The organism is Arthrobacter sp. 05N425 (genome assembly GCF_056397125.1).
Map to the genome: position 1 here is coordinate 283,955 of NZ_JBFTMU010000002.1, position 24,014 is coordinate 307,968.

At 70.5% G+C, this 24,014-nt stretch carries 24 protein-coding genes; 13 read left to right on the forward strand and 11 right to left on the reverse strand.

All coding sequences use genetic code 11. The annotated features are described in order from the left end of the window. Positions 1-2 precede the first annotated feature (2 nt). The 4 genes from aroQ to acs are packed head-to-tail and all read right to left on the reverse strand — an operon-like array spanning position 3 to position 4,274. Positions 3-476 (reverse strand): type II 3-dehydroquinate dehydratase, encoded by a 474-nt coding sequence (gene aroQ, locus AC1DGE_RS04595; protein ID WP_476916992.1) that lies wholly within the window; start codon positions 474-476, stop codon positions 3-5. 57 nt (positions 477-533) lie between these two features. Next, positions 534-956, reverse strand: coding sequence for an SRPBCC family protein (locus tag AC1DGE_RS04600; RefSeq protein ID WP_476916993.1), 423 nt, complete (start codon positions 954-956; stop codon positions 534-536). Beyond that, positions 953-2,194 (reverse strand): protoporphyrinogen/coproporphyrinogen oxidase, encoded by a 1,242-nt coding sequence (locus AC1DGE_RS04605; protein ID WP_476916994.1) that lies wholly within the window; start codon positions 2,192-2,194, stop codon positions 953-955. Before AC1DGE_RS04605 ends, AC1DGE_RS04600 begins: the two co-directional genes overlap by 4 nt. Before the next feature lie 43 nt (positions 2,195-2,237). Beyond that, positions 2,238-4,274, reverse strand: a complete 2,037-nt coding sequence (gene acs, locus AC1DGE_RS04610; protein ID WP_476917053.1) for an acetate--CoA ligase — start codon at positions 4,272-4,274, stop codon at positions 2,238-2,240. 442 nt (positions 4,275-4,716) lie between these two features. Here acs and AC1DGE_RS04615 point away from each other — a divergent pair, with 442 nt between their 5' ends. The 3 genes from AC1DGE_RS04615 to AC1DGE_RS04625 all read left to right on the forward strand — a co-directional run bounded on the left by AC1DGE_RS04615 (position 4,717) and on the right by AC1DGE_RS04625 (position 7,710). After that, on the forward strand, positions 4,717-6,156 hold the full coding sequence (locus AC1DGE_RS04615; RefSeq protein WP_476916995.1) for a hypothetical protein: 1,440 nt from the start codon (positions 4,717-4,719) through the stop codon (positions 6,154-6,156). Between the two features lie 106 nt (positions 6,157-6,262). Next, positions 6,263-7,033: an endonuclease III gene (nth, locus tag AC1DGE_RS04620; RefSeq protein WP_476892285.1), complete on the forward strand. Its 771-nt coding sequence runs from the start codon at positions 6,263-6,265 to the stop codon at positions 7,031-7,033. After that, positions 7,030-7,710 (forward strand): NUDIX hydrolase, encoded by a 681-nt coding sequence (locus AC1DGE_RS04625; protein WP_476916996.1) that lies wholly within the window; start codon positions 7,030-7,032, stop codon positions 7,708-7,710. Before nth ends, AC1DGE_RS04625 begins: the two co-directional genes overlap by 4 nt. 13 nt (positions 7,711-7,723) lie before the next feature. On the opposite strand, the gene AC1DGE_RS04630 is transcribed toward AC1DGE_RS04625, so the two are convergent. Then, entirely contained in the window at positions 7,724-7,984 is a 261-nt protein-coding gene (locus AC1DGE_RS04630; protein ID WP_476916997.1) for a YegP family protein, read from the reverse strand. A gap of 167 nt (positions 7,985-8,151) precedes the next feature. Further along, positions 8,152-9,861 (reverse strand): bifunctional 3'-5' exonuclease/DNA polymerase, encoded by a 1,710-nt coding sequence (locus AC1DGE_RS04635; protein ID WP_476916998.1) that lies wholly within the window; start codon positions 9,859-9,861, stop codon positions 8,152-8,154. Between the two features lie 223 nt (positions 9,862-10,084). Here AC1DGE_RS04635 and ssd point away from each other — a divergent pair, with 223 nt between their 5' ends. The 7 genes from ssd to AC1DGE_RS04670 all read left to right on the forward strand — a co-directional run bounded on the left by ssd (position 10,085) and on the right by AC1DGE_RS04670 (position 15,311). Beyond that, positions 10,085-11,248, forward strand: coding sequence for a septum site-determining protein Ssd (ssd, locus tag AC1DGE_RS04640; RefSeq protein ID WP_476916999.1), 1,164 nt, complete (start codon positions 10,085-10,087; stop codon positions 11,246-11,248). A 56-nt stretch (positions 11,249-11,304) separates the two neighbouring features. Continuing rightward, complete coding sequence (locus tag AC1DGE_RS04645) at positions 11,305-12,516, forward strand: TadA family conjugal transfer-associated ATPase (protein ID WP_476917054.1); 1,212 nt, start codon at positions 11,305-11,307, stop codon at positions 12,514-12,516. 197 nt (positions 12,517-12,713) lie between these two features. Beyond that, entirely contained in the window at positions 12,714-13,358 is a 645-nt protein-coding gene (locus AC1DGE_RS04650) for a type II secretion system F family protein (protein WP_476917000.1), read from the forward strand. Beyond that, positions 13,358-13,969: a type II secretion system F family protein gene (locus AC1DGE_RS04655; protein WP_476917055.1), complete on the forward strand. Its 612-nt coding sequence runs from the start codon at positions 13,358-13,360 to the stop codon at positions 13,967-13,969. The genes AC1DGE_RS04650 and AC1DGE_RS04655 overlap by 1 nt, the downstream gene beginning before the upstream one ends. A gap of 141 nt (positions 13,970-14,110) precedes the next feature. Beyond that, positions 14,111-14,410 carry a DUF4244 domain-containing protein gene (locus AC1DGE_RS04660; RefSeq protein ID WP_441416809.1) on the forward strand — a complete coding sequence of 100 codons (300 nt, stop codon included), beginning with the start codon at positions 14,111-14,113 and terminating at the stop codon, positions 14,408-14,410. A 170-nt stretch (positions 14,411-14,580) separates the two neighbouring features. After that, positions 14,581-14,922 (forward strand): TadE family type IV pilus minor pilin, encoded by a 342-nt coding sequence (locus tag AC1DGE_RS04665; protein ID WP_476917056.1) that lies wholly within the window; start codon positions 14,581-14,583, stop codon positions 14,920-14,922. Further along, a complete protein-coding gene (locus AC1DGE_RS04670) occupies positions 14,922-15,311 on the forward strand; it encodes an Rv3654c family TadE-like protein (protein ID WP_476917057.1) in 390 nt (129 codons plus the stop codon). Before AC1DGE_RS04665 ends, AC1DGE_RS04670 begins: the two co-directional genes overlap by 1 nt. 12 nt (positions 15,312-15,323) lie before the next feature. On the opposite strand, the gene AC1DGE_RS04675 is transcribed toward AC1DGE_RS04670, so the two are convergent. Both AC1DGE_RS04675 and AC1DGE_RS04680 read right to left on the reverse strand, forming a co-directional pair. After that, positions 15,324-17,738 carry a DEAD/DEAH box helicase gene (locus AC1DGE_RS04675; protein WP_441416811.1) on the reverse strand — a complete coding sequence of 805 codons (2,415 nt, stop codon included), beginning with the start codon at positions 17,736-17,738 and terminating at the stop codon, positions 15,324-15,326. 71 nt (positions 17,739-17,809) lie between these two features. Beyond that, positions 17,810-18,502, reverse strand: a complete 693-nt coding sequence (locus AC1DGE_RS04680) for a GNAT family N-acetyltransferase (protein ID WP_441416812.1) — start codon at positions 18,500-18,502, stop codon at positions 17,810-17,812. A 211-nt stretch (positions 18,503-18,713) separates the two neighbouring features. Between AC1DGE_RS04680 and trhO the strand changes: the two genes are divergently transcribed. After that, positions 18,714-19,610 (forward strand): oxygen-dependent tRNA uridine(34) hydroxylase TrhO, encoded by an 897-nt coding sequence (gene trhO / locus AC1DGE_RS04685; RefSeq protein WP_476917001.1) that lies wholly within the window; start codon positions 18,714-18,716, stop codon positions 19,608-19,610. Positions 19,611-19,662: 52 nt separating this feature from the next. Here trhO and AC1DGE_RS04690 read toward each other — a convergent pair whose 3' ends face one another. Genes AC1DGE_RS04690 through AC1DGE_RS04700 form a run of 3 tightly spaced genes read right to left on the reverse strand, consistent with a single transcriptional unit; the run spans position 19,663 to position 21,308 of the window. Then, positions 19,663-20,205: a hypothetical protein gene (locus AC1DGE_RS04690; RefSeq protein ID WP_476917002.1), complete on the reverse strand. Its 543-nt coding sequence runs from the start codon at positions 20,203-20,205 to the stop codon at positions 19,663-19,665. Between the two features lie 58 nt (positions 20,206-20,263). Then, positions 20,264-20,812: a hypothetical protein gene (locus AC1DGE_RS04695; protein ID WP_476917003.1), complete on the reverse strand. Its 549-nt coding sequence runs from the start codon at positions 20,810-20,812 to the stop codon at positions 20,264-20,266. Positions 20,813-20,852: 40 nt separating this feature from the next. Continuing rightward, positions 20,853-21,308, reverse strand: a complete 456-nt coding sequence (locus tag AC1DGE_RS04700; RefSeq protein ID WP_476917004.1) for a hypothetical protein — start codon at positions 21,306-21,308, stop codon at positions 20,853-20,855. A gap of 198 nt (positions 21,309-21,506) precedes the next feature. On the opposite strand from AC1DGE_RS04700, the gene AC1DGE_RS04705 reads away from it, so the two are divergent. Together AC1DGE_RS04705 and AC1DGE_RS04710 are read left to right on the forward strand one after the other, a co-directional pair. Next, positions 21,507-22,262, forward strand: a complete 756-nt coding sequence (locus AC1DGE_RS04705) for a MerR family transcriptional regulator (RefSeq protein WP_476892007.1) — start codon at positions 21,507-21,509, stop codon at positions 22,260-22,262. Positions 22,263-22,335: 73 nt separating this feature from the next. Further along, on the forward strand, positions 22,336-23,973 hold the full coding sequence (locus AC1DGE_RS04710) for a DUF7059 domain-containing protein (protein ID WP_476917005.1): 1,638 nt from the start codon (positions 22,336-22,338) through the stop codon (positions 23,971-23,973). Positions 23,974-24,014 lie beyond the last annotated feature (41 nt).

A 24,014-nucleotide genomic window follows, 5' to 3' on the forward strand; every position in this document is an offset into this window, starting at 1 on the left:
GATCAGCCCCGGCCCGCGTTCAGCTCGGCGAGGTACTCGACGGCGAAGCGGTACCCGAGGATGCCCGCGCCGGCGATCACGGCCTTGCTGATGTCCGAAAGATAGGAATGGTGCCGGAACGCTTCCCGGGCGTGCACGTTGGTGATGTGCACCTCGACGGCGGGCAGCTGCACGGCCGTTATTGCGTCCCGGATCGCCACCGAGGTGTGCGTGTAGGCGCCGGCGTTCAGGACGATGCCCACCGCCTTCCCGCGGGCGGCGTGGATGGCGTCCACGAGTGCGCCCTCATGATTGGACTGGAAGCACTCGACCTCGAGCCCGTGCGCCGCTCCGGTGTCCTTGGCGAGCTGTTCGACGTCGGCCAGTGTGGCCGTGCCGTACTTTTCGGGCTCACGGGTGCCGAGCAGGTTCAGGTTGGGCCCGTTCAGGACCAGGATGGTGCCGCGACGGGCGTCCGAGGGGGTGGCTTCGCTCATGCCTGCCAATGTATCGCGTTGGGCCGGACCGTACCCTGATGTTTCTTGCGGAGTTCATCAATCACGGTCAGGTCCGCGCCCGGCAGAGGTCCCCGGACCGGTTGCGAGCCGTTCTATCCGCCGCAGTGCCAGGGCGCAGACCGGCAGGTAGGCCGGTGCCCACCAGGGTACGGTGAAGGTGAGTAGACAGCCGTCGTCCTGCGGGGTTACCCGGTGGCCGGTGGCCGGGATGCCCGCAACGGACCATGACCAGTACCGGCCGGCGTCAAACCCTGTCACGGTGTACGGGAGCGCTAGCCCCAGGACGGTGCGTACCTTTCCGCGGCTGCCGGGCGCGAGTCCCGGGACGGCACCCGCATCGGTGGCAGGTTCGACGCCGGTGATCGATGGCCCCCACGCCGGCCACTTCCCGGTGTCCGTGAGCAGCTTCCACACCACGCCGGCGGGCGCGGCAACCCGGCGCGAAGCGGAGAATGTCACCCGGGCCGGCCCAGGACGGCCAGCGCGGCGCGGTGGCCGCTGACGAGCGCGCCCTGAATGGAAGCCGTCTCCCGGTGGTCGCCGCAGACGGTGATCCCGTCCGGGCCCTCCACGGGTTGCCGGGTCCGCAGCGGCGGTGGCTGGACGGGCAGGGCGTGCGCGATTTCGTGCCTTGCCACCAGTTCCCAGCCGGCCGTGGAGCAACCGAAAATGTCCCCTGCGTGCCGGAGGACGTCCGCCTCGCTGGGAACCGGCCGGCCCGCGCCGAACAGGGCAGAGGTCTGGATCAGCTGCCGGCCGGCAGGTGCGTAACTTGGTGCCGAGTTGGAGATGACGGCCGCGTTGAGCAGCGGTCCGCCGGGGCGGGTGCGGCCGTCGATGCAGAGCATGCGCGCGTCGGTGGGTGCCGAGTCGGCGGCGAACCAGTGCGTGAGCACTCCCTTCATGGCGGGCGCCTCGCTCCCGGCGAGCCTGGCCGCGTCGACCGGATCGGCGGCGAGAACGACGTGGCGGGCCCGGATGGCGGTCCCCGCGGCGGTGACCAGGGCCCCGTTCCCGTCCGGCCTGATCTTCTCCACCCGGGTGGAGGTGCGGACCGGGGCGGCCAGGGCATCCGCCAGCTGCTGCGGGAGGGCCTGCATGCCCTCGCGCGGCAGTCCGGGAACCCCGGCCGCGAAGACGCGTACCAGCTGCAAGGCAAGGTTGTTGGAGGTGCTGCCCTCGTCCTCCAGCAGTACGCCGGCGAGGAACCGCTCCACCACGGTGCGCAGTTCGCCCGAGCAGCCGGCCCGGTCGAGGGCGTCGCGCAACGCAACATCCTGGCCGCTCCGCCGAAGGGGCCCGGCGAAGGCCGGGACGGCCCAGCGCAGCAGCCCCACGACGGCGCGGGGGCTGAGAATTCCGCTGCGGAGGGTCTGCAGGATGAGCCCCGGCTCCCGCAGGGGGTGGGCCAGGACCGCCAGGTTGTCGGGCAGCCGGACCCGGAGGCCGGCACCGAAGACCTGCAGCGCCAGGGCGTCCACGTCGACCCACTGCCGGACCGCCGGGTACGCGGGGTTCAGGACCTGAAAGCCGCGGTCCACGAGGAAACCGTCCACCCGATCCGTCCGGATCCTGCCCCCGACGGCGTCGGAGGCCTCCCAAACCACCACCTCGCGCCCGGCGGCCTGCAGTTCCCGGGCGCACTGCAACCCGGCCAGACCGGCCCCGACCACCAGCACATCGCACGAATCCGTCATGGCCGCATGATTCCGTTCCGTGCAGCCCGGCCCGGGTCCGTGCTCACTTCTTGAGCGAGTGCGCGATCTGTGCCATCACGGTGTTGTCGGCCAGGGTGGTGGCATCGCCCACCTCGCGGCCCTCGGCCACGTCTTTCAGCAGCCGGCGCATGATCTTGCCGGAGCGGGTCTTGGGCAGTTCCGGCACCACGAGGATGGTCTTGGGCTTGGCGATCGGGCCGATCTCCTTGCTCACATGGTTGCGGAGCTCCTGGACGATCGCGTCGCCCGAGTTGACCGCGTCCCCGCGCAGGATCACGAACGCCACGACGGCCTGCCCGGTGGTCTCGTCCGCCGCGCCCACGACGGCGGCTTCCGCCACGGCCGGGTGGGACACGAGGGCGGATTCGATCTCGGCGGTGGAGAGCCGGTGGCCGGAGATGTTCATGACATCGTCCACCCGGCCGAGCAGCCAGATGTCGCCGTCGTCGTCCTTCTTGGCGCCGTCGCCGGCGAAGTACATCGTTTCGAAGCGGGACCAGTAGGTGTCCTTGAACCGCTCCGGATCACCCCAGATGCCGCGCAGCATGGCGGGCCACGGCTCGCGGATGACGAGGTAGCCGCCGGCGCCGTTGGGCACCGACTCGCCGGCTTCGTCGACGACGTCCACGGCGATGCCGGGCAGCGGGACCTGGGCGGAGCCCGGCTTGGTCGCGGTAACTCCGGGAAGCGGCGCGATCATCTGCGCGCCGGTTTCGGTCTGCCACCAGGTGTCCACGATCGGGGCCGGGTTCTCCTTCTTCTCCCCGTTCTTCCCGGCGTTGGCGCCGATGACCTCCCGGTACCACATCCACGCCTCGGGGTTGATGGGTTCGCCCACCGAGCCCAGGACGCGGATCGAGGACAGGTCCGACTTCGCCGGGATTTCCTTGCCCCACTTCATGAAGGTGCGGATGGCGGTGGGGGCGGTGTAGAGAATGGAGACCTTGTACTTCTCCACGATCTCCCACCAGCGGCCCTGGTGCGGGGAGTCGGGGGTGCCCTCATACATCACCTGGGTGGCTCCGTTGATGAGCGGCGCGTAGGCGACGTAGGAGTGGCCGGTGATCCAGCCGACGTCGGCCGTGCACCAGTAGACATCCGTTTCCGGGTGCAGGTCGAAGACCGCCTTGTGCGTGTAGGCGCCCTGGGTGAGGTAGCCGCCGGTGGTGTGCAGGATGCCCTTGGGCTTGCCGGTGGTCCCGGAGGTGTAGAGGATGAACAGCGGGTGTTCGGCGTCGTGGCCGACGGCGGTGTGCTCGGCGGACGCGGCGCCGACCGTGTCGGACCACCAGTGGTCCCGGCCCTCGTGCCAGTCGACGTCCTGGCCGTTGCGCTTGACCACCACGACGTTCTGGACGGTGTGCCCGGAACCGTCGCCCTCGTGGGCCAGCGCCTCGTCGACGGCCGGCTTGAGGGCGCTGGGCCTGCCGCGGCGGTAGGTGCCGTCGGCGGTGACCACGAGCTTGGCCTCGGCGTCGTCGATCCGGGAGCGGAGCGCCTCGGCGGAGAAGCCGCCGAACACCACCGAGTGGATCGCGCCGATCCGGGCGCAGGCCAGCAGGGTGATGACGGCTTCGGGGATCATCGGCAGGTACACGGCCACGCGGTCACCCTTGGCCACGCCGAGGGATTCGAACGCGTTGGCGGCCTTCTTGACCTCTTCGGTGAGCTGCGCGTAGGTGTAGCTGCGGGTGTCGCCGGGCTCGCCCTCGAAGTAGATGGCAACCCGGTCCCCGTTGCCGGCCTCGACATGCCGGTCCAGGGCGTTGTACGCGGCATTGATCTCGCCGCCGACGAACCACTTGGCGAACGGCGGGTCGGACCAGTCCAACGTCTGGGTGAAGTCCTTGCTCCAGCTCAGCAGCCCGCGGGCCTGCTTGGCCCAGAAGGCCGGCCGGTCCGCGTCGGCCTCGGCGTAGTCGGCGGCGGTGACCACGGCGTTGGCTGCGAATTCGGCCGAGGGGGCGAACCTGCGGTTCTCCTGCGACAGGTTTTCGAACGCATCGCCGTGCCGGGGCGTCTGAGTCGTGGTGGCGGAGCCGGGGGTCTGCTGGGACATGGTGAACCTCATCATTCATCGATCCGTGCTGCACGGAACGTCCGTGGCCGCCGCGGCGCCGGGCCGCTTGCGCGGCATCGGGCATCGGCTGGTCACGGGCGTACCGCAAAGAGCTGTTCCGAAATACACACTAACGCCCGGCTGCGACAGAACGTGTGCCCCGTCACAAAGGGCGCCGTGAGCGGTGTTTATTAAGCGCCGAGTGGTCCGGGTGCGGGCACGGCCGGCCCGGATCGGCGTCGCACCCCGGTTTACGCGCAGGGCGAAAGGGGCCGCGCACTGGTGCTGGAGTGACGTCCGGGCAGTAGTGATCGGTCCTGCACTTGGCTAGGCTGAGATGGAGTTGTGACATCCGATGGGGGCAACAGGACCGCTGGCGGTCCTGTTTTTGCCTGCCGTTAGGCGGCACTGTCCAGAGTGCGGCCATGCTAAGGAGAACAGAATGAACGAGCAAAGCAACGGGCAGCTCCATGCGCCCTCCCGCACCGAAGGCCAGACAGGGCCGGCGCAGTCCAGCGGGCGGGGGGAACAGCCACGCTTTACGGTGGACAAGCCGAACTCGAAGAACAACGAGGCCGTCCTGGGGCCTTTCACGGTCCGCGACCTCACCGTCTTCGGCTCCACGCTGGTGCTCTTTATCGCCTCCCTGATTCCGATGTTCGCCGAGCGCTACAACCTGTGGAACCTGGGCAGCCTCTTCTTCCTCGGCCTCGGCGTGCTGCTGCCGGTGATTGTCGCTGCGCTTTTCGTGGCGCGACGGGTCAGCCCGGGCACGAAAATCCGGATCGGCTCCCTCTCGATTGACCAGTTCGCCTCCGTTGTGGCGTCCTTCAGCCTGGCCTTCTTTTTCCTGGCGACCGCCGGCGCGTTCGTGCCGAGCCTCCTGCTGGGCCTCGTCGGCGCTCTCGGCCTCTTCACCGCGACCGTACTGGCGCGGTTGATTCCCAGCCTCGCCGGTGATTTCCTGCACCGCGCCGAAGTCCCCGCCCACGTTGTGGCACGGGAAGCCGCGGAGCCGGTCCGCAAGCCGCGTGCCCCCAAGGCCCCAAAGGCTGCCAGCGACGCCAAGACTCCCAAGGAGGGAGGCGGCGCGCTGGCCGGTTGGGCCAGGCGCATAGCCCCCGGCAAGCAGGGGGGCGAGGCCCAGGTCGCGCCGCAGGCCCACGAAGCCCACGGGGCATCGACGGGTGCCGCTGCCGGCACCGCGGCCGGTGCTGCTGCAGGTGCCGCCGGTGCCGCTGCCGCGTACGCCCGTCCCGCGGCTGCCGAGCCGGCCACCCAGGCGCACGGCGTCGTTCCTTCCGCGTCCCCGGAGCAGACCGCTTCCGCGTCCCCGGCGCCGACCGCTGCCGCCTCCCCGTCCCCGACGGCGGCGTACGCCCCGTCTGCCGCAGGAGAAGCGGTGCCTTCTGCCGCCGAGCAGACCCAGGCTGCCACGGCGCCCGCCGCGTCCGCTCCGGCAGAGTCCCCTGTCACCTCTCCGGTCACTTCACCGGCACCCGCCGCGCAGGGCGCGGGTCTGGAAGCGACCCAGGCGGCCAGCATCCCGGCGGGGGCATCGGCCGCGGCACCTTCCGCCGCAAGCCATGAAGCCCCCACCGCCCTCACCCCGCAGGTCCGTTCGCAGGAACCGATCGGCGCCACCGTGGACCCCGCAAGCCGTCCCGAGAACGAGGCGGCCCAGCCTGCCTACGAGGCCTTCTGGTTCGCCGTCGCCCAGCCCCGCACCGCGGTGGACGAGCGCAGCGGCGCCCCGGCGTTCGTCGTCGAACCCGGCGGCTGGGTCCTTGCCCTTGAGGACCGCGGCCACGAGTTCCTGGTCCAGCACACGGACGGCCGCGTCGGCGTGCTCCGGGACCTCAGCAACATCGAACGCGGCTAGCCGGACCGTGGCCACCGAACCCGGCAGCGCGAAACCCGGCAGGGCGAAAACCGGCACAGCCAAAACCGGCACAGCGAAGCCCCGTGCGCAGGCTGGCGGGGAGACGCTGCTGGGGCTCAAGCGCCGCGCCCGCCGGATCAACAAGGCACTGGCCGAGCAGTATCCCTATGCGCATGCTGAGCTGGATTTCCGCAGCCCGTTCGAACTGGTGGTGGCCACGGTGCTCTCGGCCCAGACCACGGACGTGCTGGTCAACCAGATCACGCCGCTGCTGTTCGCCCGGTACCCGGATGCCCGCAGCATGGCCGAGGCCGAGCCCGCCGACCTGGAAGCCATCATCAAACCCACCGGGTTCTTCCGGGCCAAGGCGCGGAACCTGATGGCGCTGGGCACCAAGCTTGTCGACGACTACGACGGCGAGGTGCCCGGCCGGCTGGAAGACCTGGTGAAGCTGCCCGGCGTCGGACGGAAGACCGCCAACGTCGTCCTGGGCAACGCGTTCGGGATCCCCGGCATCACGGTGGACACCCACTTCGGCCGGCTGGCCCGCCGCTTCGGCTGGACGGACTCGGACGATCCGGTCCGGATCGAATCCGACGTCGCCGAATTGTTCGAGCCGAAAGACTGGACCATGCTCTCGCACCGAGTCGTCTTCCACGGCCGGCGCGTCTGCCATTCCCGCAAACCGGCCTGCGGCGCCTGCGCCGTGGCGAACTGGTGCCCCAGCTACGGAGCCGGCGAGACCGATCCGGAGAAGGCCAGGAAGCTGCTGAAGTACGAACTGGCCCCGGGCCAGGAAGAACTGCTGGCGAAGCTGCTGGCCGAAACCCACCGGGCCGCGGAAATCCGGATGGAATCGCAGAGAAGGCCGCAATGACCGCCCGCCAGGACCTGATTGACCTTGTAGCCGCGGTGCAGGCCGGGACGGCCCCGTCGCCGGATCCGCGCTGGCGCGAACTGGCCGTTGAGCCGGGCGAACGGGTGCGCCGTGCCGCCGTGCTGATGCTGTTCGGCTCGCTGGACGATGTCCCGGCGACGTCGGTGAAGCTGCTGGCGCCGGCGGACCTGGACGTGCTGCTGCTCCAGCGCGCGCAGACCCTCGACGACCACCCGGGACAGGTGGCGTTCCCCGGCGGCGGCATCGACCCCGGCGAAACCGTGGTCGAGGCCGCCCTGCGCGAGGCCGAAGAGGAAACAGGACTGGATCCGCAGGGCGTTGAGGTCCTCGGCGTCATGCCCGAACTGGCGCTGCCCCGCGGGAACTTCCTGGTCACGCCCGTCCTTGGCTGGTGGGCGTCCCAGTCACCCGTCCGGGTAGTGGACTACGGCGAGTCATCACAGGTCTTCCGGGTGCCCGTCCGGGACCTGCTCGACCCCGACAACAGGGTGATGGCAACCGTCAGCCGGGCCGGCCAGACCTTTCAGAGCCCGGCCTTCACCGTCAACGGCGTGGTGGTCTGGGGTTTCACCGGCATGATCCTCAACCAGCTGTTCGACCAGCTGGGCTGGTCAGTCCCATGGGACCGGAGGCGCCTGCACGGGATCGACGGGTAGCGGCGCGCCTTCGCTAGCGCGCTGTCAGCAGCGGCGCAGGCCGCGAGGACGACGTCGCGGCGGGCTTGCTCGCGGACTGGGTGACGGCCTTCCGGGCGGAGCGGTCAACGACCAGCCCGGTCGCGGCGTTCTCGCGCACTGCCGTGATGCCGGCGGCCGCTCCCTTGATGGTGTTAAAAAGCGGTGAAACGGCAACTACTGTCCCGTCCGGTGCCGTCAGCTTGAAGAAATACGACTCGTCTCCGGCCGCTGCAATCTCGAATACGCCAGCCACTGTCTGCCTCCCCGGTTCCCTGCCTCGTTGCATTTGCGCCGGCGGATCACTCGGGATCATCGCCGGCCTTTTTCGACTGTAACGGGGCCCACGGAGCAGGCGCAACGCTACCGGCGGGTACGTTACCCGGGGTGTCCGGCCCGGCGTCGGGCAGCGGTTGAGGGCAGCTATTTGGCGTTGTCGTAGGAGTCCACGACGGCGATGCTGACCGGAAATTCCACCGGGATCCTGCCGAACAGCAGCTCCTTGGCGGCTGCCGCGGATTCCTCGATCGCCCGGATGCAGGCATCGACGGCGTCGGCAGGGCAATGGACCATGACCTCGTCGTGCAGGAAGAAGACCAGTTCCCCGGCCGGTGAGCCGTCAGCGCGCAGTCCCCGCAACCGCCGTCGTAGTTCCGCCAGCCAGCAGGCCGCCCAGTCGGCCGCGGAACCCTGCACCACGAAGTTGCGCGTGAACCTTCCGCGAGAGCGCGCCAGCGACTCGGCCCGGCGTTGTTCCTCCGCGGTGGCGGACTGCTGGCTGTGCAGCCACCGCTCCGAAGGCGGCGGGCTGCTGCGGCCCAGCCGGGACGTGACGGTCTTACCCGCCTCGCCCTCGCGGGCTGCCTGCTCCACGAAGCCGACGGCGCGCGGATAGGTCCGGGCCAGCTGCGGCATCAGCCGGCCGGATTCGCCGGTGGTGGCGCCGTAAATCGCGCCGAGCAGCGCGACCTTGGCCTTGGCCCGGTCACCGCCGAAACCCTGAGCGGCGATGCCGGCGTAGAGGTCTTTGTCGCGGGCGGCTTCCGCCATCTTGGAATCCTGTGCCAGCGCCACCAGTACGCGGGGCTCGAGCTGCGAGGCATCCGCGACGATCAGTTTGTGGCCAGGGTCGGCGTGGACGGCGCCTCGGATCTGGCGGGGGATCTGCAGCGCCCCGCCGCCGCGGGAGGCCCAGCGTCCGGACACGACCCCGCCCACCACGTATTCGGGCTGGAAGCGGCCGTCCTTGACCCAGGCATCCAGCCACGCCCAGCCGTTCGCGGCGTGGAGCCGGGCGAGCTTCTTGTAGGCCAGCAGCGGCTCGATCGCCGGGTGGCTGGATTCCTTCAGCTCCCACTGGCGCGTGCTCTTCACCTCGATGCCGTTCCGGTGCAGGGCCCGCATCAGTTCCTGCGGGGAGTCGGGGTTCAGTGCCGGGGACTGCAGCAGCCGGCGGAGTTCGCTGTTGAGGGCCTCGAGCTTGGCCGGACGGTGGCCCTGCGGCGGACGCGGACCGAGGTAGTCGGCGAGGATCTGTTCGTGCAGCTCCTCGCGCCAGGGAACGCCGGTGTGCTGCATCTCGGCGGCGATCATGGACCCGGCGGACTCGGCGGCCAGAAGGAGCTGGAGCCTTTGCTTTCGGCGGTCCCCGTCCAGAGCGACGCCCGCCAGTGCTTCCTGCTGCGCGGCGTACTCGGCGCGCAGCTCCTCGGGGGAGTGCCGCGGCGCAGCGCGCAGGCCCGGGTCCTCAAACAGGGCGCCCTGGTCCGCGGGCGGCGGAGGCGGCTGCAGGGCCCGTGGCGGCTGCTGGACGTCGTCATCCTGGGTGAGCTTCTCCGCGTTCCGGGCATACTCGGTGTGCGCAGTGAACTCCGAATGGGCCAGGATGGCGCCGCACAGCGTCAGGTCATGGCAGCGTTCCAGCTCGACCCCTGCGGCCAGCAGCGCCGGGTACCAGTCCTGCGTGCGGTGCCAGATCCAGCGCGGCCGCTGCAGCTCCAGCTGCCGCACGACGCCGGGCAGCTCGGCGGCGCTGACGATGCGTGGTTCCGGGGCGGCGGGATCGGGAGCGCCCGACGGCGTGAGTCGTTGTAGGGCTGCGCCGTCGGCGTGGGCGGCGAGCAGCAGATGCATAGGCTCAATTCTGCCCTGTCGTTGTGCTTCCGGCGGACCGGCCCGGGCGGGGGTCGTACCGGCCCGCCGGGACAAGCCGGGCGGGGCCGGGCCGCGCCCAAGTCGGGCCGGGCAGCGCCTAAGTCGGGCCGGGCAGCGCCGGGCCAAGCCGAAGGCGGCCCGGTTTTCCACATAGCCGAAGACGGCGGGCGGCTGCGGCGTCCGCAGCGCCGAAAGTGGAGGCATGAGCAGGCATCAATTACCCGAGCCAGTTACCAGTAAGGCGCCGTCCCGAAAGCCCGTGTCAAGGGCCGGGCCCCAAGCGGTACCGGACCCGGGGCCAGACCCCGGTTCGTGGCTTCCCGACGGGGCGGCGGAGACGCTGCTGGTCACCGGGTCCAAGGTCCTGCGCGGGGAGGTGGAACGGATTGTGGCCGCGGCGGRCCGGCAGCTTAGCCTGGCGGGGGATGCCGCGGAAGCGGTCCCGTACTGGGACTCTGCTGGCGCAGTGCTCGTGGGCAGTGACGTCCGGGAACTCCCGATCCGGCGTCGTGCACCGGCCGTTCTTGTAGGACTGAGTGGTGAGGGCGACAGGCTTTGGCAGCTGGCCGCGGCCATGGGTGCCGAACGGGTGGCCGTCCTCCCCGAGGGCGGACCCTGGCTCGCCGAGTACCTCAGCCGATCGCACGCCCCGGATCCGGGCGGGCATGTCCTCGGCGTGGTTGGTGGCTGCGGCGGCGCCGGGGCAACCACCGCCGCGATCTGGCTGGCCCAGGCCGCCGCGGGGCTGGGAGCCAGAGTCCTTTTGATCGACGGAGACCCCTGGGGCGGCGGCCTCGAACTGGCCCTCGCCGCCGAAGAAGAACCCGGGCTCCGTTGGCCGGACCTCGCCGAGGCCAGCGGCAGCATCGATCCGGATCAGCTCCACGAGGCGCTGCCCGAAGCGGGCGGGTTCTCTTTCCTGTCCTGGCCGGGCAGCCGGGAACGGCCGCAGGCCATCGAAGCGGCCGCGGTCGCTGGGGTGCTCGACGCCGCGCGTCGCTGCTACGAGCTGGTGGTGCTGGACGTCGGCCGCGGACGCGAGGCACTGCGGACCTTCGCCTGGGAATGCGACCGGGTCGTCGTGGTGCTGCCCGCCCAGCTCCGGGCGGCGGTGGCCTCCGCCCGTTTGGTGCCGGAGCTACCGCCTGTAGAGACCGCACTGGTGATCCGGACGAAACCCGGGGTCGCGTTCGACTACCAGCTGATTTCACAAGCCGTGGGGCTCCCGGTGCAGGGCATTATGCCCGAGGTCCGGGGGACGGCCGCCGCCACCGAACTCGGGCGCCTGCTGGACGCCGGGGGACGGCGGAGCGTTCAACGCTTCACCGAAGGAGTTCTGGCCTTCAGCACGGAGGGGTTCCCGTGAGTTCGCATCTGGCCGCGGACCCGCCGGAGCCGGAGAGTCCACGGTTCCGCAGGCAACTGCGCGCGCCCCAGCGGCGGGTAGATGCGCGGCTGCTCGAAGCGGTCCGCGAATCGGTCATGGCCGACGCCGGCCCGGTCACCCCGTCAAGGGTGGCGGCGGCCGTGCAGGCCAGCGGCAAGCTCCTTGGCACAGCGGGTGCCTTGGCCGCCGTCGAAAGCATCAGCGCGGAACTGAATGGGCTGGGACCGCTGCAGCCGCTGGCGCGCGACCCGCTCGTGACGGACATCTTCGTCAACGGTCCGGACTCGGTGTGGCTGGACCGTGGCCGCGGGCTTGAACGCGCCCCCGTCGCCTTTGCCAACGAGGCCCAGGTCCGAGCCCTCGCCGCCCGACTCGTGGCCGCCGGCGGCCGGCGGCTGGATGACAGCTCGCCCTGCGTGGATGTCAGGCTCGACGGCGGCTACCGGGTCCACGCAGTGCTGCCGCCGATCTCCACGACCGGAACGCTGCTGAGCGTGCGGATCCGCCGTGAGTCCGTTTTCTCGCTGGACGAGCTCTCCCGTGGCGGTATGTTCGGCCCGTTCATCCAGGACGTCCTCACGCGAATGGTGGCGCGCCGCCTGAGCTTTCTGGTGAGCGGCGCGACGGGCTCGGGAAAAACAACGCTGCTTGCCACGCTGCTCGGGCTCTGCGGACCTGGGGAGCGGCTGGTCCTGATCGAGGATGCTTCGGAGCTCAACCCGGTGCATCCGCACGTGGTGTCCCTCGAATCGCGCCACAGCAACCTGGAGGGCGGCGGCGCCGTTGATCTCGGCGAGCTGGTCCGGCAGGCCCTGCGGATGCGGCCCGACAGGCTCGTGGTGGGGGAGTGCCGCGGCGCCGAGGTCCGGGAGCTGCTCTCCGCGATGAACACCGGGCACACTGGAGCCGGCGGCACCATCCATGCCAACACCGCCGCCGCGGTCCCGGCCCGGCTGACGGCGCTCGGCGCGCTCGCGGGGATGGGGCCGGACGCCGTGCGCCTTCAGGCAGCCAGCGCCCTCGACGCCGTCGTCCATCTGGAACGTACACGGTTAGGCCGTCAGGTGGCGTGCGTGGGACTGGTCGGAGAAGGCGTGTCAGGCCTGGCCGTAGCCGTGGCGCTGGCAACGGTGGGCGGCGAGGTACGCGCCGGGCCCGCGTGGCCCGAGCTGGCGGCCCGTCTGGGCCTGGACCCGGCTGCTGGCCCCGGGACCGGCGTGCCCAGCCTGGCGGCCGGCCCGCCATGACGACCGTCTTGGCCGGAATTCTGGCCCTCGCGTCTTGGCTGGCATTCGCGCCGCCAGGGGCGTCCGGCCGGCGCCTCCAGCGGGCTCTGCGCTCCGTGGGCGCGGCCGGGGCACCGGCCCTCGGGCGGCCGGGACAAGGACGGCGTGGGCGCTTAGCGCTGTGGCGCGGGACGGGTAGAGCCGAGGGGGTGGTCCCCATGACTGTGGTGGTGCAGCAGTTGGCCGCCTTGCTGAAGGGCGGCCGGACTCCTGCCCGGCTGTGGGAGGAACTCTGGCTTCTCTATGGTGACCTGCGGGAGCCGGACCGGGCGAAGGGCGGCGGGGGTGGGCGTCCGAACCGCGCCGCGCCCGCTCATGGTCTGGGCGCGACGTCGCTTGCGATCCTGGCCGCAGCCCGGGCTGCGGCCTTGAGGGGTTCCCCGGTCGCCGCGGCCATCCGGAAGGGCGCAGGGACCGGCACCGGCAGTGCTGCGCGCCGCGGACCCGGCGGAAGGGAGCGGGCGATCTGGGTGGAACTCGCAACCTGCTTCGACATCGCCGAGGCCACCGGCTGTCCCCTCGCCGAGGTCCTGACGCGCTTCGCCGCTCACCTCGAGGCCCAGGACGACGCCGAAGCCGCACGGCAGACCGCACTGGCCGGACCCAAGGCCACCGTCCGGATTCTGACCTGGCTGCCCTTCCTGGGGCTCGTCCTCGGTGTCCTGCTCGGCGTGGATCCCTCGACCATCCTGCTCGGCACCCCCTTTGGCATGGCGGCCCTCGTTGCTGGGCTGGCCCTTACGGCCGCGGGCCGGATCTGGTCTGCCCGTCTCGTCCGGGCCGCTGCCGGGCGGCAGCGGTGATACCGCAGGCTGGCGGTCTCGCTGTGGCCGGCCTGCTGGCGTCCGCAGTGATCGTGGCGCTCGCAGACCAGCGGCGCGCGGGCCTGCGCTGGAGGCGGCTGGGCCGGCGTCCGCCTGGTCGGGCTCCCGCGGGTGCCCGACCGGACGGCACAGGCGCGGCGGCGGACTACGTAGGCGGTCTTCGTGATCCGGCCATGATGTTGGAATTGATCGGTGCCATGCTGGACGCCGGATCCGGGCTGGGGCGCTCGCTGGAGCTGATCGCCGTCCACGCCGACCCCGCGATCGGGCGTCCGCTGGCTCCGGTCGTCTCCGCCCTCGCGATCGGCGCCGACTGGGAGACTGCATGGCGTAGTTCCGGCGCGATCCCCGCCCAGTTGCAGGCCCTCCGCGATGCCCTGGGTTTTGCCGCGCTGACCGGCGTGCCGTCCTCGGCCATCCTCTATGCGCAGGCCGCCCGGCTCCGCCGCGAGCAGTTCCGGACCGCCGAGCAGCGGGCCGCTGCGTTGGGCGTGAAGCTGGTCATCCCCCTGGGGCTGTGTTCGCTGCCCGCCTTCGTGTGCCTGGGCATTGTGCCGGTATTGCTCGCGATGGTGCCGCATGGCTCCTGACGGCTGCCGCCCGGCGCGCCGACTCGTCCTCCACAGCCGAAGTTGTCCACTTGGCCATGCATCGCCCTTACCGGCGACGGGCGCGGGCGCGACATTGGAATCAGCCGGCAACTGCGCCGGCATCGCCTGAGAGGAAAGCTCATGACACTCCACCGAAACGCCCCCGCCGGCTCCGACCGCGCGGACGCCGACACCGGAACCGCGGAGGTGCGGGAGATCTACCCCGGCGCCCGGCAGGCACCGCCGGTGCGGGACTCTTCCCGGCCGGCCCGCAGCTGGAAAAAGCTCCCCGGCTCCGAAGCGGGAATGGCCACGGCTGAATATGCCATTGCCACGCTGGCCGCCGTCGGCTTCGCCGGCTTGCTCGTGCTGATCATGCGCAGCGACGAGGTCCGGGGGTTCCTGCTGAACCTTATCCGCACGGCGCTGGCACTGCCGTGACCCGGGGATCCCGGAGTGCGCCGGCGGCCCCGGCCAAGGCGTCCGCACAACCGKGATGGTGCCTTCCGAAGCACCTGGACGCAGCGAAGCGGGGATCCCGTGCGGGCCAAGCCGCAGCAGCCGCCCGGGGCGCGGTAACGGCCGAGTTCGCCGTCGCGCTGCCAGCCGTTGTGCTGCTGCTGGGGTTGTTGCTGGCGGGGTCCGCTGCGGGGTTGACACAACTCCGGCTGGAGGAAGCCGCGCGAGCCGGTGCGAGGGCGCTCGCGCGCGGTGAGGACGCCGCCGCCGTCGGTGGAATCGTCCGGCGGTTGGCCGGTGATTCGGCGCTGGCCGCCGTGGCCTCCGACGGGGTCTGGCTCAGCGTCACGGTGTCCGGAACCGTCAGCGGTGCGATGGGTCCGCTGGTTCCGTGGACCCTAACCGCGAAAGCGTGGGCGAGGAGTGAATCCTCTGACGCGCCTGCCCTCTCCGTTCCCGCGACGGCGGATCTTGCCCTGGGCTGGCGCGCGTGATGCCGCCTGTGGTGCGGGACCCTGAACTGGGTGCGGGCAGCGCCGTGGCGTTGGGCCTGGGGATGGTGCTGCTGCTCGCGATGACCGCTATCGTCTTGCTGGGCCAAGCCGCGGTGATGGCGTCGAAAGCCGCGGCTGCGGCGGATCTGGCGGCACTCGCAGCCGCGGATGCCGCCCGTGGACTCTCCGCCGGCGAGCCGTGTGCCGTCGCCGCCGACGTCGCCGGCCGCCATGATGCGCGGCTGGTGGGCTGTTTGGTCGAACCCGGCGACACCGTCCAAGTCCGCACGGAACTGCGATCCCGCACGGTGTTCGGTCCGGCCACCGGCCTGGCGAGGGCCGGACCTCCGCCGGCAGAGGACCCCGGACCGGCGTCCGGGATCCGGTAAGCGGGCGCCGGACTAACCCGGCTGGCTGATGACGTGCCCGGCGGCCGGGGCTGCCCCCTGCTCCTCGGCAGGGCCGCCCATAAGATCGGTGGCGTCGGTCAGCAGCATCTCAATCAGCGTGACGGCGGCGTCCTTGTCCAGCGGGTTGTTCTTATTGCCGCACTTGGGGGACTGCACACAGGACGGGCAGCCGGACTCGCACTCGCAGGCCTTGATGGCGTCGCGCGTCGCGGAGAGCCACACCCTGGCCTTGTCGTAGCCGCGCTCGGCGAAGCCGGCCCCGCCGGGGTGGCCGTCGTACACGAAGATCGTAGGCACCCCGGTGTCGGCGTGGATGGCCGTGGACACTCCGCCGATGTCCCACCGGTCGCTGGACGCCACCAGCGGCAGCAGCCCGATGGCCGCGTGCTCGGCCGCGTGCAAAGCCCCCGGGAACTGCGCCTCGATCAGCCCCGCGCCCGTCAGGGAGCGGTTGTCCATCACGAACCACACCGCCTTGGTGAACAGGTCCCGGGCGCCCAGTTGCAGCGGTTCCTCGCCGAGGATCTCGTTCGAAATCAGCGCCTTGCGCTGGAAGGAGACCACCTGTGTCGTCACTTTCACGTCACCGAAGTGCACCGCGACGTCCCCCCACTGCGTGGTGCGGAGTGTCTCCAGGACCTCGATCTGCGTCACGTCGCGCGCGGTCGTGTAGTAGTCGGGGTTGGCCCGGCGCACCACGACGCAGTGCTCGCCTTCGTTCAAATCCTCGACGACGTAGCTCTCGCCCTGATGAACGTAGATGGCGCCGGTGTGCGCCTGATAGTGGGTCTGGGGTGAATCCATGGTGCCGAGCAGGGAGCCGGTGTCAGCGTCCACGATGCTCACCGGACCGCCGCCGTCGGCCCGCAGGTTCACCATGGCCGCGGCGCTCTGGGGGTGGGTCCAGAACCAGCCCGCGGGGCGTTTGCGCAGGTAGCCCTGGACCACCAGCTGGTCCAGCAGCTTCTCGGCTGTCGGGCCGAACAGCTCCAGCTCCGCATAGCCCAGCGGAAGTTCCGCCGCGGCGGCGCACAGGTGGGGGCCCAGAACGTACGGGTTGGAGGGGTCGAAGACCGTCGCCTCTACCGAGACGTCGAAGATCGCCTCCGGGTGGTTCACCAGATAGGTGTCGAGCGGATCGTCGCTCGCGACGAAGGCGGCAATGGCGTCCTGTCCGGCGCGGCCCGCCCGGCCGATCTGTTGGAACAGCGACGCCCGGGTTCCCGGCCAGCCGGCGACCAGAACCGCGTCGAGCCCCGAGATGTCGATGCCAAGTTCGAGCGCGGAGGTGCTCGATACACCCAGCAGCTCGCCGGAGCGCAACGCCTTTTCCAGTGCCCGCCGTTCCTCCGGCAGGTACCCGGAACGGTAGGCCGCCACCCGCTGCGGCAGGCTGGGGTCCACTTCGTCCAGGAGGCGCTTGGTGATGGAGGCGATCGTCTCGGCGCCGCGGCGCGATTTGATGAACGCGATGGTCCGGATCCGGGAGGAGACCAGGTTGGCCAGCAGGTCCGAGGTTTCGGCGACGGCGGTTCGGCGTTCCTTGGCGCCGTTTTCGCCGCGCAGCTCGGTCAGTGCGGGTTCCCAGAACGCCACGGTCGTGGCGCCGTGCGGCGAACAGTCTTCGGACACCGCCCGGACCGGGGCGCCGATGAGCCGGCCGAAGGAGGTGCCGGGGTCGGATGCGGTGGCCGATGCGGCGATGAACACCGGTCCGGGGTGGGACGTGCCGGGGCTGTAGTAGGCACAGATCCGTCGGAGCCGTCGCATCAGGTTGGCCACGTGCGATCCGAACACGCCCCGGTAGCTGTGTGCCTCGTCCACGATCACGTAGCGGAGCCGGCGGAAGAATCGCGCCCACCAGGTGTGGTTCGGCAGGATCCCGAAATGCAACATGTCGGGGTTGGCCAAGATGACGTTGGCGTGGTCCCGGATCCAGCGGCGGGACGCCGGGTCGGTGTCGCCGTCGTAGGTTTCCGCGCGGACAGTGGGGAGCTTGAGCGAGCGGATGGCGGCCAGCTGGTCGGCGGCCAGGGCCTTGGTGGGGGAGAGGTAGAGGGTCACGGCGCCGTCGTCGTGGATCTTGCCCGGGTCGGCGAGAACGCGCAGCTCGGAGCGGTGGACCGCATCCAGCGCCGGCAGCTGGTAGGCGAGGGACTTGCCGGAGGCGGTGCCGGTGGCGATCACCACATGTTCGCCTGCGTGCGCCAGTTCGGCGGCCTGCACCTGATGACGGTAGGGCTCGTGGATGCCGAGAGAGCCGTAGGCCTGCACCAAGTCGGGGTGCACCCACTCCGGCCACGGTTCATTGACGGCCTTCCGGGCGGGAATCGTGCGCACATGCCGCAGCTGTTCCGGGTCCGGGCCGCGGCCCAGCAACGGGATCAGAGACTCATGTGGATTCACTCCAACATTGTTTCACCCGGGCTCAAATCGACCCGCGGGTTCACGGACCGACGCCGGGGCAGGGAACCCGCTCATCCCACGGAGAGGTCGGCGCCCTCGTCCGAGGCGGAAAGCATCAGCACATGGCACACCGTGGTCCAGCCGAGATGCGAGTACAGCTGCTGGCCGTCCAGGGAGGCCAGCAGGAGCCCGCCTTCGACGTCGTGTTCAAACGCCTGGGCGGCCAGTGCCCGCATGATGAAGCTGCCGAGACCGCGCCGCTGGAACCCGGGCTCGGTGACGATCTTGTCGAAGACGGCGGTATGGTCCGCGACGAACACCCGCCCGCTGGCGGCCACCTCTTCGCCGGCATAGACGACGGCATGGTGGACACCGCCCGTGGTCGAGGGCACCCAGCGCAGATCGTCGTCCGGAAGCCAGGGGTCCTCGGCGTCCTGGGTTTCCATGTCCACGATCATCATGGTCTGCGACGCCGAGGTGACGTTCAGCCCGTTCTTCTCGGCCAGGGCGGAGTAGCGAGCCACGTCGTTGGTGAGGATCGTAAGGATCCGGGCCGGGACCTCGGCGGTCTTGGCGGCCAGCTCCTCGAACTCGGAATCCGAGGGGTCATGGGCGAAATATTCCCACTCGTGGGTCGTGTCCGCCCTCAGCGCGGCGGGAAAACGGCCCTCCCTGCGGGTCTCATAACCCCGGCAACCGGCCCACCCGGCAACCCAGACCTCAAGGAGGTGGGTGGTGTCGTCAACCATGGCGTCAAGGCTCATGAGATGAGCGTATTCCAGCCCCGCCGCAAGCAACAGGGGCCGGGATCCGCGGGGCCGCTTGCTTACGCAATTGTGACAGTCGGGCTGGTCGCACGCCGCGGCGCCCGGGCGTATGGCGTCCGCGGCGGACCCCGGAGGGTGGGGCATCCGTGGCGCCTCCATCCCGCAACGCCCGGCGCCGGGTTTTGCCCCGCCCAGTACGCTTAAATACGTGGCTTTGAATCGAATTGTGCTCTTTTACGGCTTTACCCCGATCGCGGACCCGGACGCCGTCCGGCTCTGGCAGCGCGCCCTCTGCGAAAAGCTCGGGCTGACCGGCCGGATCATCATCTCCAAGGACGGCATCAACGCGACCGTCGGCGGCGAGATCGGCGCCGTCAAGCAGTACGTCAAGACGACCCGCGAATACAAGGGCTTCCGCGGCATCGACGTGAAGTGGTCCGACGGCGGTGCCGCGGACTTCCCCCGGCTGAGCGTCAAAGTACGTGACGAGATCGTCTCCTTCGGCGCCCCGGGGGAGCTCAAGGTGGACGAAAACGGCGTCGTCGGCGGCGGGACGCATCTTGCGCCCGAGGAACTGCACCGGCTCGTGGAAGCGAAGAAGCAGGCCGGGGACGAAGTGGTGTTCTTCGACGGACGCAACGGCTTCGAAGCCCAGATCGGAAAATTCAAGGACGCCGTCGTCCCCGACGTCGCGACGACCCACGATTTCATCAAGGAACTGGACTCCGGCAAGTACGACGCCCTCAAAGACAAGCCCGTGGTCACCTACTGCACCGGCGGCATCCGCTGCGAGGTCCTCTCGAGCCTGATGGTCAACCGCGGCTTCAAGGAGGTCTACCAGCTCGACGGCGGGATCGTCCGCTACGGGGAGGCGTTCAAGGACCAGGGGCTGTGGGAGGGCTCCCTCTACGTCTTCGATAAGCGGATGCACCTGGAGTTCAGCGAGGACGCAAAGACCATCGGCCAGTGCGTCCGCTGCGCGGCGCCCACCAGCAAGTTCGAGAACTGCTCCAACCCCAGCTGCCGCACCCTGACGCTGTACTGTGCTGACTGCGCCTCGGACCCGGCGACGCTGCGCTGCCCGGACGGCTGCGCTGCCGCCTGAGGACGCGCTCCGCCGCCTGAGGTAGCAATCGGAGGGCCGGCTGGTCGCTGACCTAGATCCGGCTCACGCGGTAGGCGAAATTCGCCGGCGCCAGGGACCCGATCCGGACCCTCAGCACCGTGTCCGCGCCGAGTTGCACCACGTTGACCCGTGGCGTGCCGCACCGCAGGCTCAAGTCCACCAGAATGCTCGCCTTGTCCACGATGGTGAACGACACCCGCCGGGTACTTCGGCAGACCAGGGTCAGGGCATAGGTTCCGCTCGGCAGCTGCGTGGTGGTCTCATTGCGCGTCGCGCCGGCGTCCAGCAGCCCGTAGCCGGTATGGAAGACCTGGCCCTGGGTTTCCGGTAACACTTCCGTCACCCAGTGTTTGAGTTCCGGCCCGGTCACCGGCCGGTTCAGGCCGGGGTCCTGGGGGAGGGCGGCGTCGCTGAACGTGGTCGCCTGCGACGGCGCATCACGTGCGGAAAGCCCGTCATCGTACTCATACTCGCAACCGGCCAGCCCCGAAGTGCACGCCAGTGCAACGGCCAGCACGACGGCGGTGAGCATGCCGCGCGACCGCAGCGGGAGGGGTGCCTGCGCGGTGGGCATACTCAGACTTTAAGCCCGGCCGCGGCGGCGGGCCAGAGCCCGGCTGTCCGGCGCGCTTCTAAGCGGAAGGGCGGCGCTCGAGCCGGAACCCGACGGCGGCGCCTGGATCCGACCCGGTTGAGCTCGGCTCGATTTGCACCATGGTCGGCCCCGATTCGAGCTTCACGGCTTTCTGGACGCTGCGCCCGCACCTGACGTTGAGCTGCAGTCTGGTTCCGGGCCGGCGGTCAGGCTGTGAAACGGTGAGGAGTACGTTTCGTGTTCCGGCGCAGGCCACTGTCACGGTATACGGGCCCTTGGCTGCGCCCGGCGTGGTCTGTCGGAAGCCGATCCCGCCTAGAGCCGACATCAGTTCGGTCTTGGGCAGCGGCCCGAGGATTCGCTGAACTTCCGTCAGGTTCTTGGCCGCTTCGGCGGCCAGCTCCGGGTCCTGCGTTGGCAGTGGCGGCCGCGGCGCAGCGGACCGGACCGATGGCCCGGCGTCGGTCGCCGGGAGCCCGACGTCGTCCGCGACTTCACAGCCGGCCAGCGCTACCGCCGCGCAGAGCGCCAGCGCGAACGTCGGCGCCCAAACACGGACCCCTTGCCTACCCCCACTAGCAACCATGCCCCGAGCCTAGCCACGCTTCCGGCCCGCGCAAGTCACATCAGTCTGCGGCCACCAGTTGGTAGGCAAAGATGAGCGGGGCGTCCACGCTCGAAGCGCTGATCTTCAGCGTGCCCGCCGCGGGCACCTTGATCCTGGCGGTCTCCCGGCTGCCGTTGCAGGCGGCCCCGGCTTCCGTGAGGTGGTTTCCGTCGAGGGTGACCTCGAAGAATTCCTTGCCGCCGCCGTCGCAACTCATCGTCAAGGTGTAGTTGCCGGCCGGGACGCTGGCGTCCTTGGCGACCGGATCGCGGTTAAGGATCTTGCCGGCGTCCGCCAGGACGATCCCGCTGGCCGACGGCAGCGCGGTCGCCTTCCAAGCGTTCACGTCGGCGGATTCGATAGAGCCCCCGGCGGAGCACGCCGAGGCTCCCAGCACGACGGCGACGCCGGCCGCGGCGGCGAAGAGGCGCCCGAGAGCGCGAGGGCGGGAGGGTGAGGGCGGAGCGAAAAGCATGCCTCCAACTTACCCGCTGGGGCGTGCCGTCCCTGCCCCGCCGTCGTCCCTTGGCCGCTAGCCGGCAATCAAATCCCGCGCTCGTCCCCGGCACGGGCCAGGCGAGAAGAAGCCTTGACCTTGACGCCGCGTCAACATTTAGGCTCGGGGTAGCGGCCGGATAGTCCGGGCGCTCCAGGGTTGAGGAGAACGACAGCCATGGACTGGTCCGTGCAGCAGATCGCGAAGATCGCGGGCACCACGAGCCGGACGCTGCGCCACTACGACGCCGTCGGGCTGCTCAAGCCCAGCCGCACCGGGGACAACGGTTACCGGTACTACGACCAGGCCGCACTGCTCCGGCTGCAGCGCATCCTGCTGTTGCGGGAACTGGGCCTCGGCCTGCCGGCAATCGCCGAGGCGCTCGCCCGCGAGGGGGAGGCCGAACGCGCGCTGGCCGGCCACCTCAAGTGGCTGCGCCAGGAGCAGGACCGGCTGGCGCGGCAGATCGCCTCGGTCCAACACACACTCAGGGAAGTCAAGGCAGGAAGGGAACCCATGGCAGAGAAAATGTTCGACGGCTTCGACCATACGCAGTACAAGGACGAGGTGGAGGGGCGCTGGGGCACGGCCGCCTATGCGCAGGGCGACGCCTGGTGGCGCGGCATGGGCGCCGCCGAAAAGGACGCCTGGAAACAGCGGTCCAAGCAGCTGGGCCGGGACTGGATTGCCGCGGCCGAATCGGGTGCCGCCCCGGACGGTCCGGAAGCGCAGGACCTCGCACGGCGCCAGGTCGAATGGCTCACCGGTATTCCGGGGACCCCGGCGGCCGGCGGAGGGAACGTGAGGGAATACGTGTCAGGTCTCGGTGACATGTACGTGGCAGATCCGCGTTTCGCCGCGAACTACGGCGGGGCCGCCGGCGCCGCGTTCGTGCGGGACGCGCTGCGGGCCTACGCGAGCAAGAACCTTTGACGCGGCAGCACCTCCGCTTCGGCGGGGGCCGGCGGGCCCGCACCTAAACCTGTGCCGCGCCTAAACTTGTCCGGTGACTCCTTCTACGCTTTTCACGGCCGGCAACACCCCCGACGCTCCCCGCAGCGACTTCCCGGACCTGCTCCAGGCGCTCGCCGCGGACCTGCGCGCCATCGGCTACACGGTTGACGGCGTGGCCGAACTCCTGGGCCCGGCCGCCCACGCGGCCCTGGGCCGGGACCAGCTCATCCCCGCCCTGATCGCCACCGAGGCCGCCGTCGGTGGCGGGACGACGACGTCGGCGCTCGCCGCCGTCGTCCGCCTGTGGCTGCTGGCCGAACCGCAGCCGGCCGGGACCCTTGACGCCGCACTGCCCGGCATCCGCACGGCGGGCCTGGTGGAACTGGGCCTCGTGGAGCCGTCCCCGGAGGGCCTGGTCCAGGCGAAGGTGGATCTGCGGCCGTACGGCTGGGAGGGCGCCGCCGGTGAAGAGACAATCAGCAGCGGCGGGGCCGAGCTCTGGGTGGCCAGCGACCTGGCCGCCCACCAGCGCCCGGGCGTGCTGCGCCATGACCACGTGCTGGGGATCGGTCAGGCGTCCACCACCCTGGTGCAGGTCACCGCCCGCCGGCACGTGGCCCGAGCCTTGGACCTCGGCACCGGCTGCGGCATCCAGACCTTCCACCTCCTGCACCACGCCGAGCACGTCACTGCCACCGACATCTCGGAGCGTGCGCTGGCGTTCACCCGCTTCAACCTGATGCTGAACGCGGCGGCGCTGCACCTGGACCCCGCCGAGCCGGAAAGCCGGGTGAGCCTGCGGCTGGGCTCGCTGCTGGATCCGGTGGCGGGGCAGGAATTCGACCTGGTGGTCTCCAACCCGCCGTTCGTCATCACTCCGCGAGGGGCCGGGGAGACCGCCTCGGACCAGTTCACCTACCGCGACGGCGGCCTGCCGGGCGATGACATCGTCGCCGCGCTTGTCCGGGACCTCCCCTCGGTCCTCGCCCCCGGAGGGACAGCCCAGCTGCTGGGCAACTGGGAGATCCCGGCGGGCGCCGCATGGGCCGACCGGCCGCGAAGCTGGGCCAGCCCGGACGCAGACGTCTGGTTCATCCAGCGCGAGCAGGTCAGCCCGGAAGAGTACGCAGAGACCTGGCTGCGGGACGCCTCCGAGGCCCGCGACCGGCGGCTCTACCAGGACTCCTATGCCGCCTACCTGGACGACTTCGCGTCCCGGAACGTGGAGGCCATCGGCTTCGGGATGATCTGGCTGCGGCGACCCGCGGCCGGCGCCCGGCCGGTGATGTCCCGGTTTGAGGAGATTACCTACCCGATCGAACAGCCCGTTGGCCCGCACCTGGGCGCCGCCGTCGAGCGCGCCGACTGGCTGGCCGCGCACGAGCTGGAATCCGCGCACCTGCTGGTGGCCGACGATGTCACCGAGGAGCGGCACCAGCGTCCCGGCGCCGAACACCCCGGCGTGATCCTGCTGCGCCAAGGCGCGGGGCTGCGCCGCACCAACCTGCTCAGCACCGAGCTGGCCGGCTTTGTCTCAGCGTGCGACGGCGAGCTCTCCGTCGGGCAGATCATCGGCGCCCTTGACGCCCTGCTGGGCGGCTACGAGGGATATGACAGCGCGGCGTTCCGGCAGGGGCTCCTCGACGAGGTGGCCAACCTGGTGCGCGACGGCTTCCTGCTCCCCGCCTGAGACGGACGACGGCGGCACCGCGACCGGCACCGGGACCGCGA

What these genes read in the sequence shown, in the direction of transcription:
- aroQ (WP_476916992.1), bottom strand. Translation starts at nt 476, where the DNA reads ATGAGCGAAGCCACCCCCTCGGACGCCCGTCGCGGCACCATCCTGGTC.
- AC1DGE_RS04605 (WP_476916994.1), bottom strand. Translation starts at nt 2,194, where the DNA reads ATGACGGATTCGTGCGATGTGCTGGTGGTCGGGGCCGGTCTGGCCGGG.
- acs (WP_476917053.1), bottom strand. Translation starts at nt 4,274, where the DNA reads ATGTCCCAGCAGACCCCCGGCTCCGCCACCACGACTCAGACGCCCCGG.
- AC1DGE_RS04615 (WP_476916995.1), top strand. Translation starts at nt 4,717, where the DNA reads ATGAACGAGCAAAGCAACGGGCAGCTCCATGCGCCCTCCCGCACCGAA.
- AC1DGE_RS04625 (WP_476916996.1), top strand. Translation starts at nt 7,030, where the DNA reads ATGACCGCCCGCCAGGACCTGATTGACCTTGTAGCCGCGGTGCAGGCC.
- AC1DGE_RS04635 (WP_476916998.1), bottom strand. Translation starts at nt 9,861, where the DNA reads ATGCATCTGCTGCTCGCCGCCCACGCCGACGGCGCAGCCCTACAACGA.
- AC1DGE_RS04650 (WP_476917000.1), top strand. Translation starts at nt 12,714, where the DNA reads ATGACTGTGGTGGTGCAGCAGTTGGCCGCCTTGCTGAAGGGCGGCCGG.
- AC1DGE_RS04660 (WP_441416809.1), top strand. Translation starts at nt 14,111, where the DNA reads ATGACACTCCACCGAAACGCCCCCGCCGGCTCCGACCGCGCGGACGCC.
- AC1DGE_RS04670 (WP_476917057.1), top strand. Translation starts at nt 14,922, where the DNA reads ATGCCGCCTGTGGTGCGGGACCCTGAACTGGGTGCGGGCAGCGCCGTG.
- AC1DGE_RS04680 (WP_441416812.1), bottom strand. Translation starts at nt 18,502, where the DNA reads ATGAGCCTTGACGCCATGGTTGACGACACCACCCACCTCCTTGAGGTC.
- AC1DGE_RS04690 (WP_476917002.1), bottom strand. Translation starts at nt 20,205, where the DNA reads ATGCCCACCGCGCAGGCACCCCTCCCGCTGCGGTCGCGCGGCATGCTC.
- AC1DGE_RS04695 (WP_476917003.1), bottom strand. Translation starts at nt 20,812, where the DNA reads ATGGTTGCTAGTGGGGGTAGGCAAGGGGTCCGTGTTTGGGCGCCGACG.
- AC1DGE_RS04700 (WP_476917004.1), bottom strand. Translation starts at nt 21,308, where the DNA reads ATGCTTTTCGCTCCGCCCTCACCCTCCCGCCCTCGCGCTCTCGGGCGC.
- AC1DGE_RS04705 (WP_476892007.1), top strand. Translation starts at nt 21,507, where the DNA reads ATGGACTGGTCCGTGCAGCAGATCGCGAAGATCGCGGGCACCACGAGC.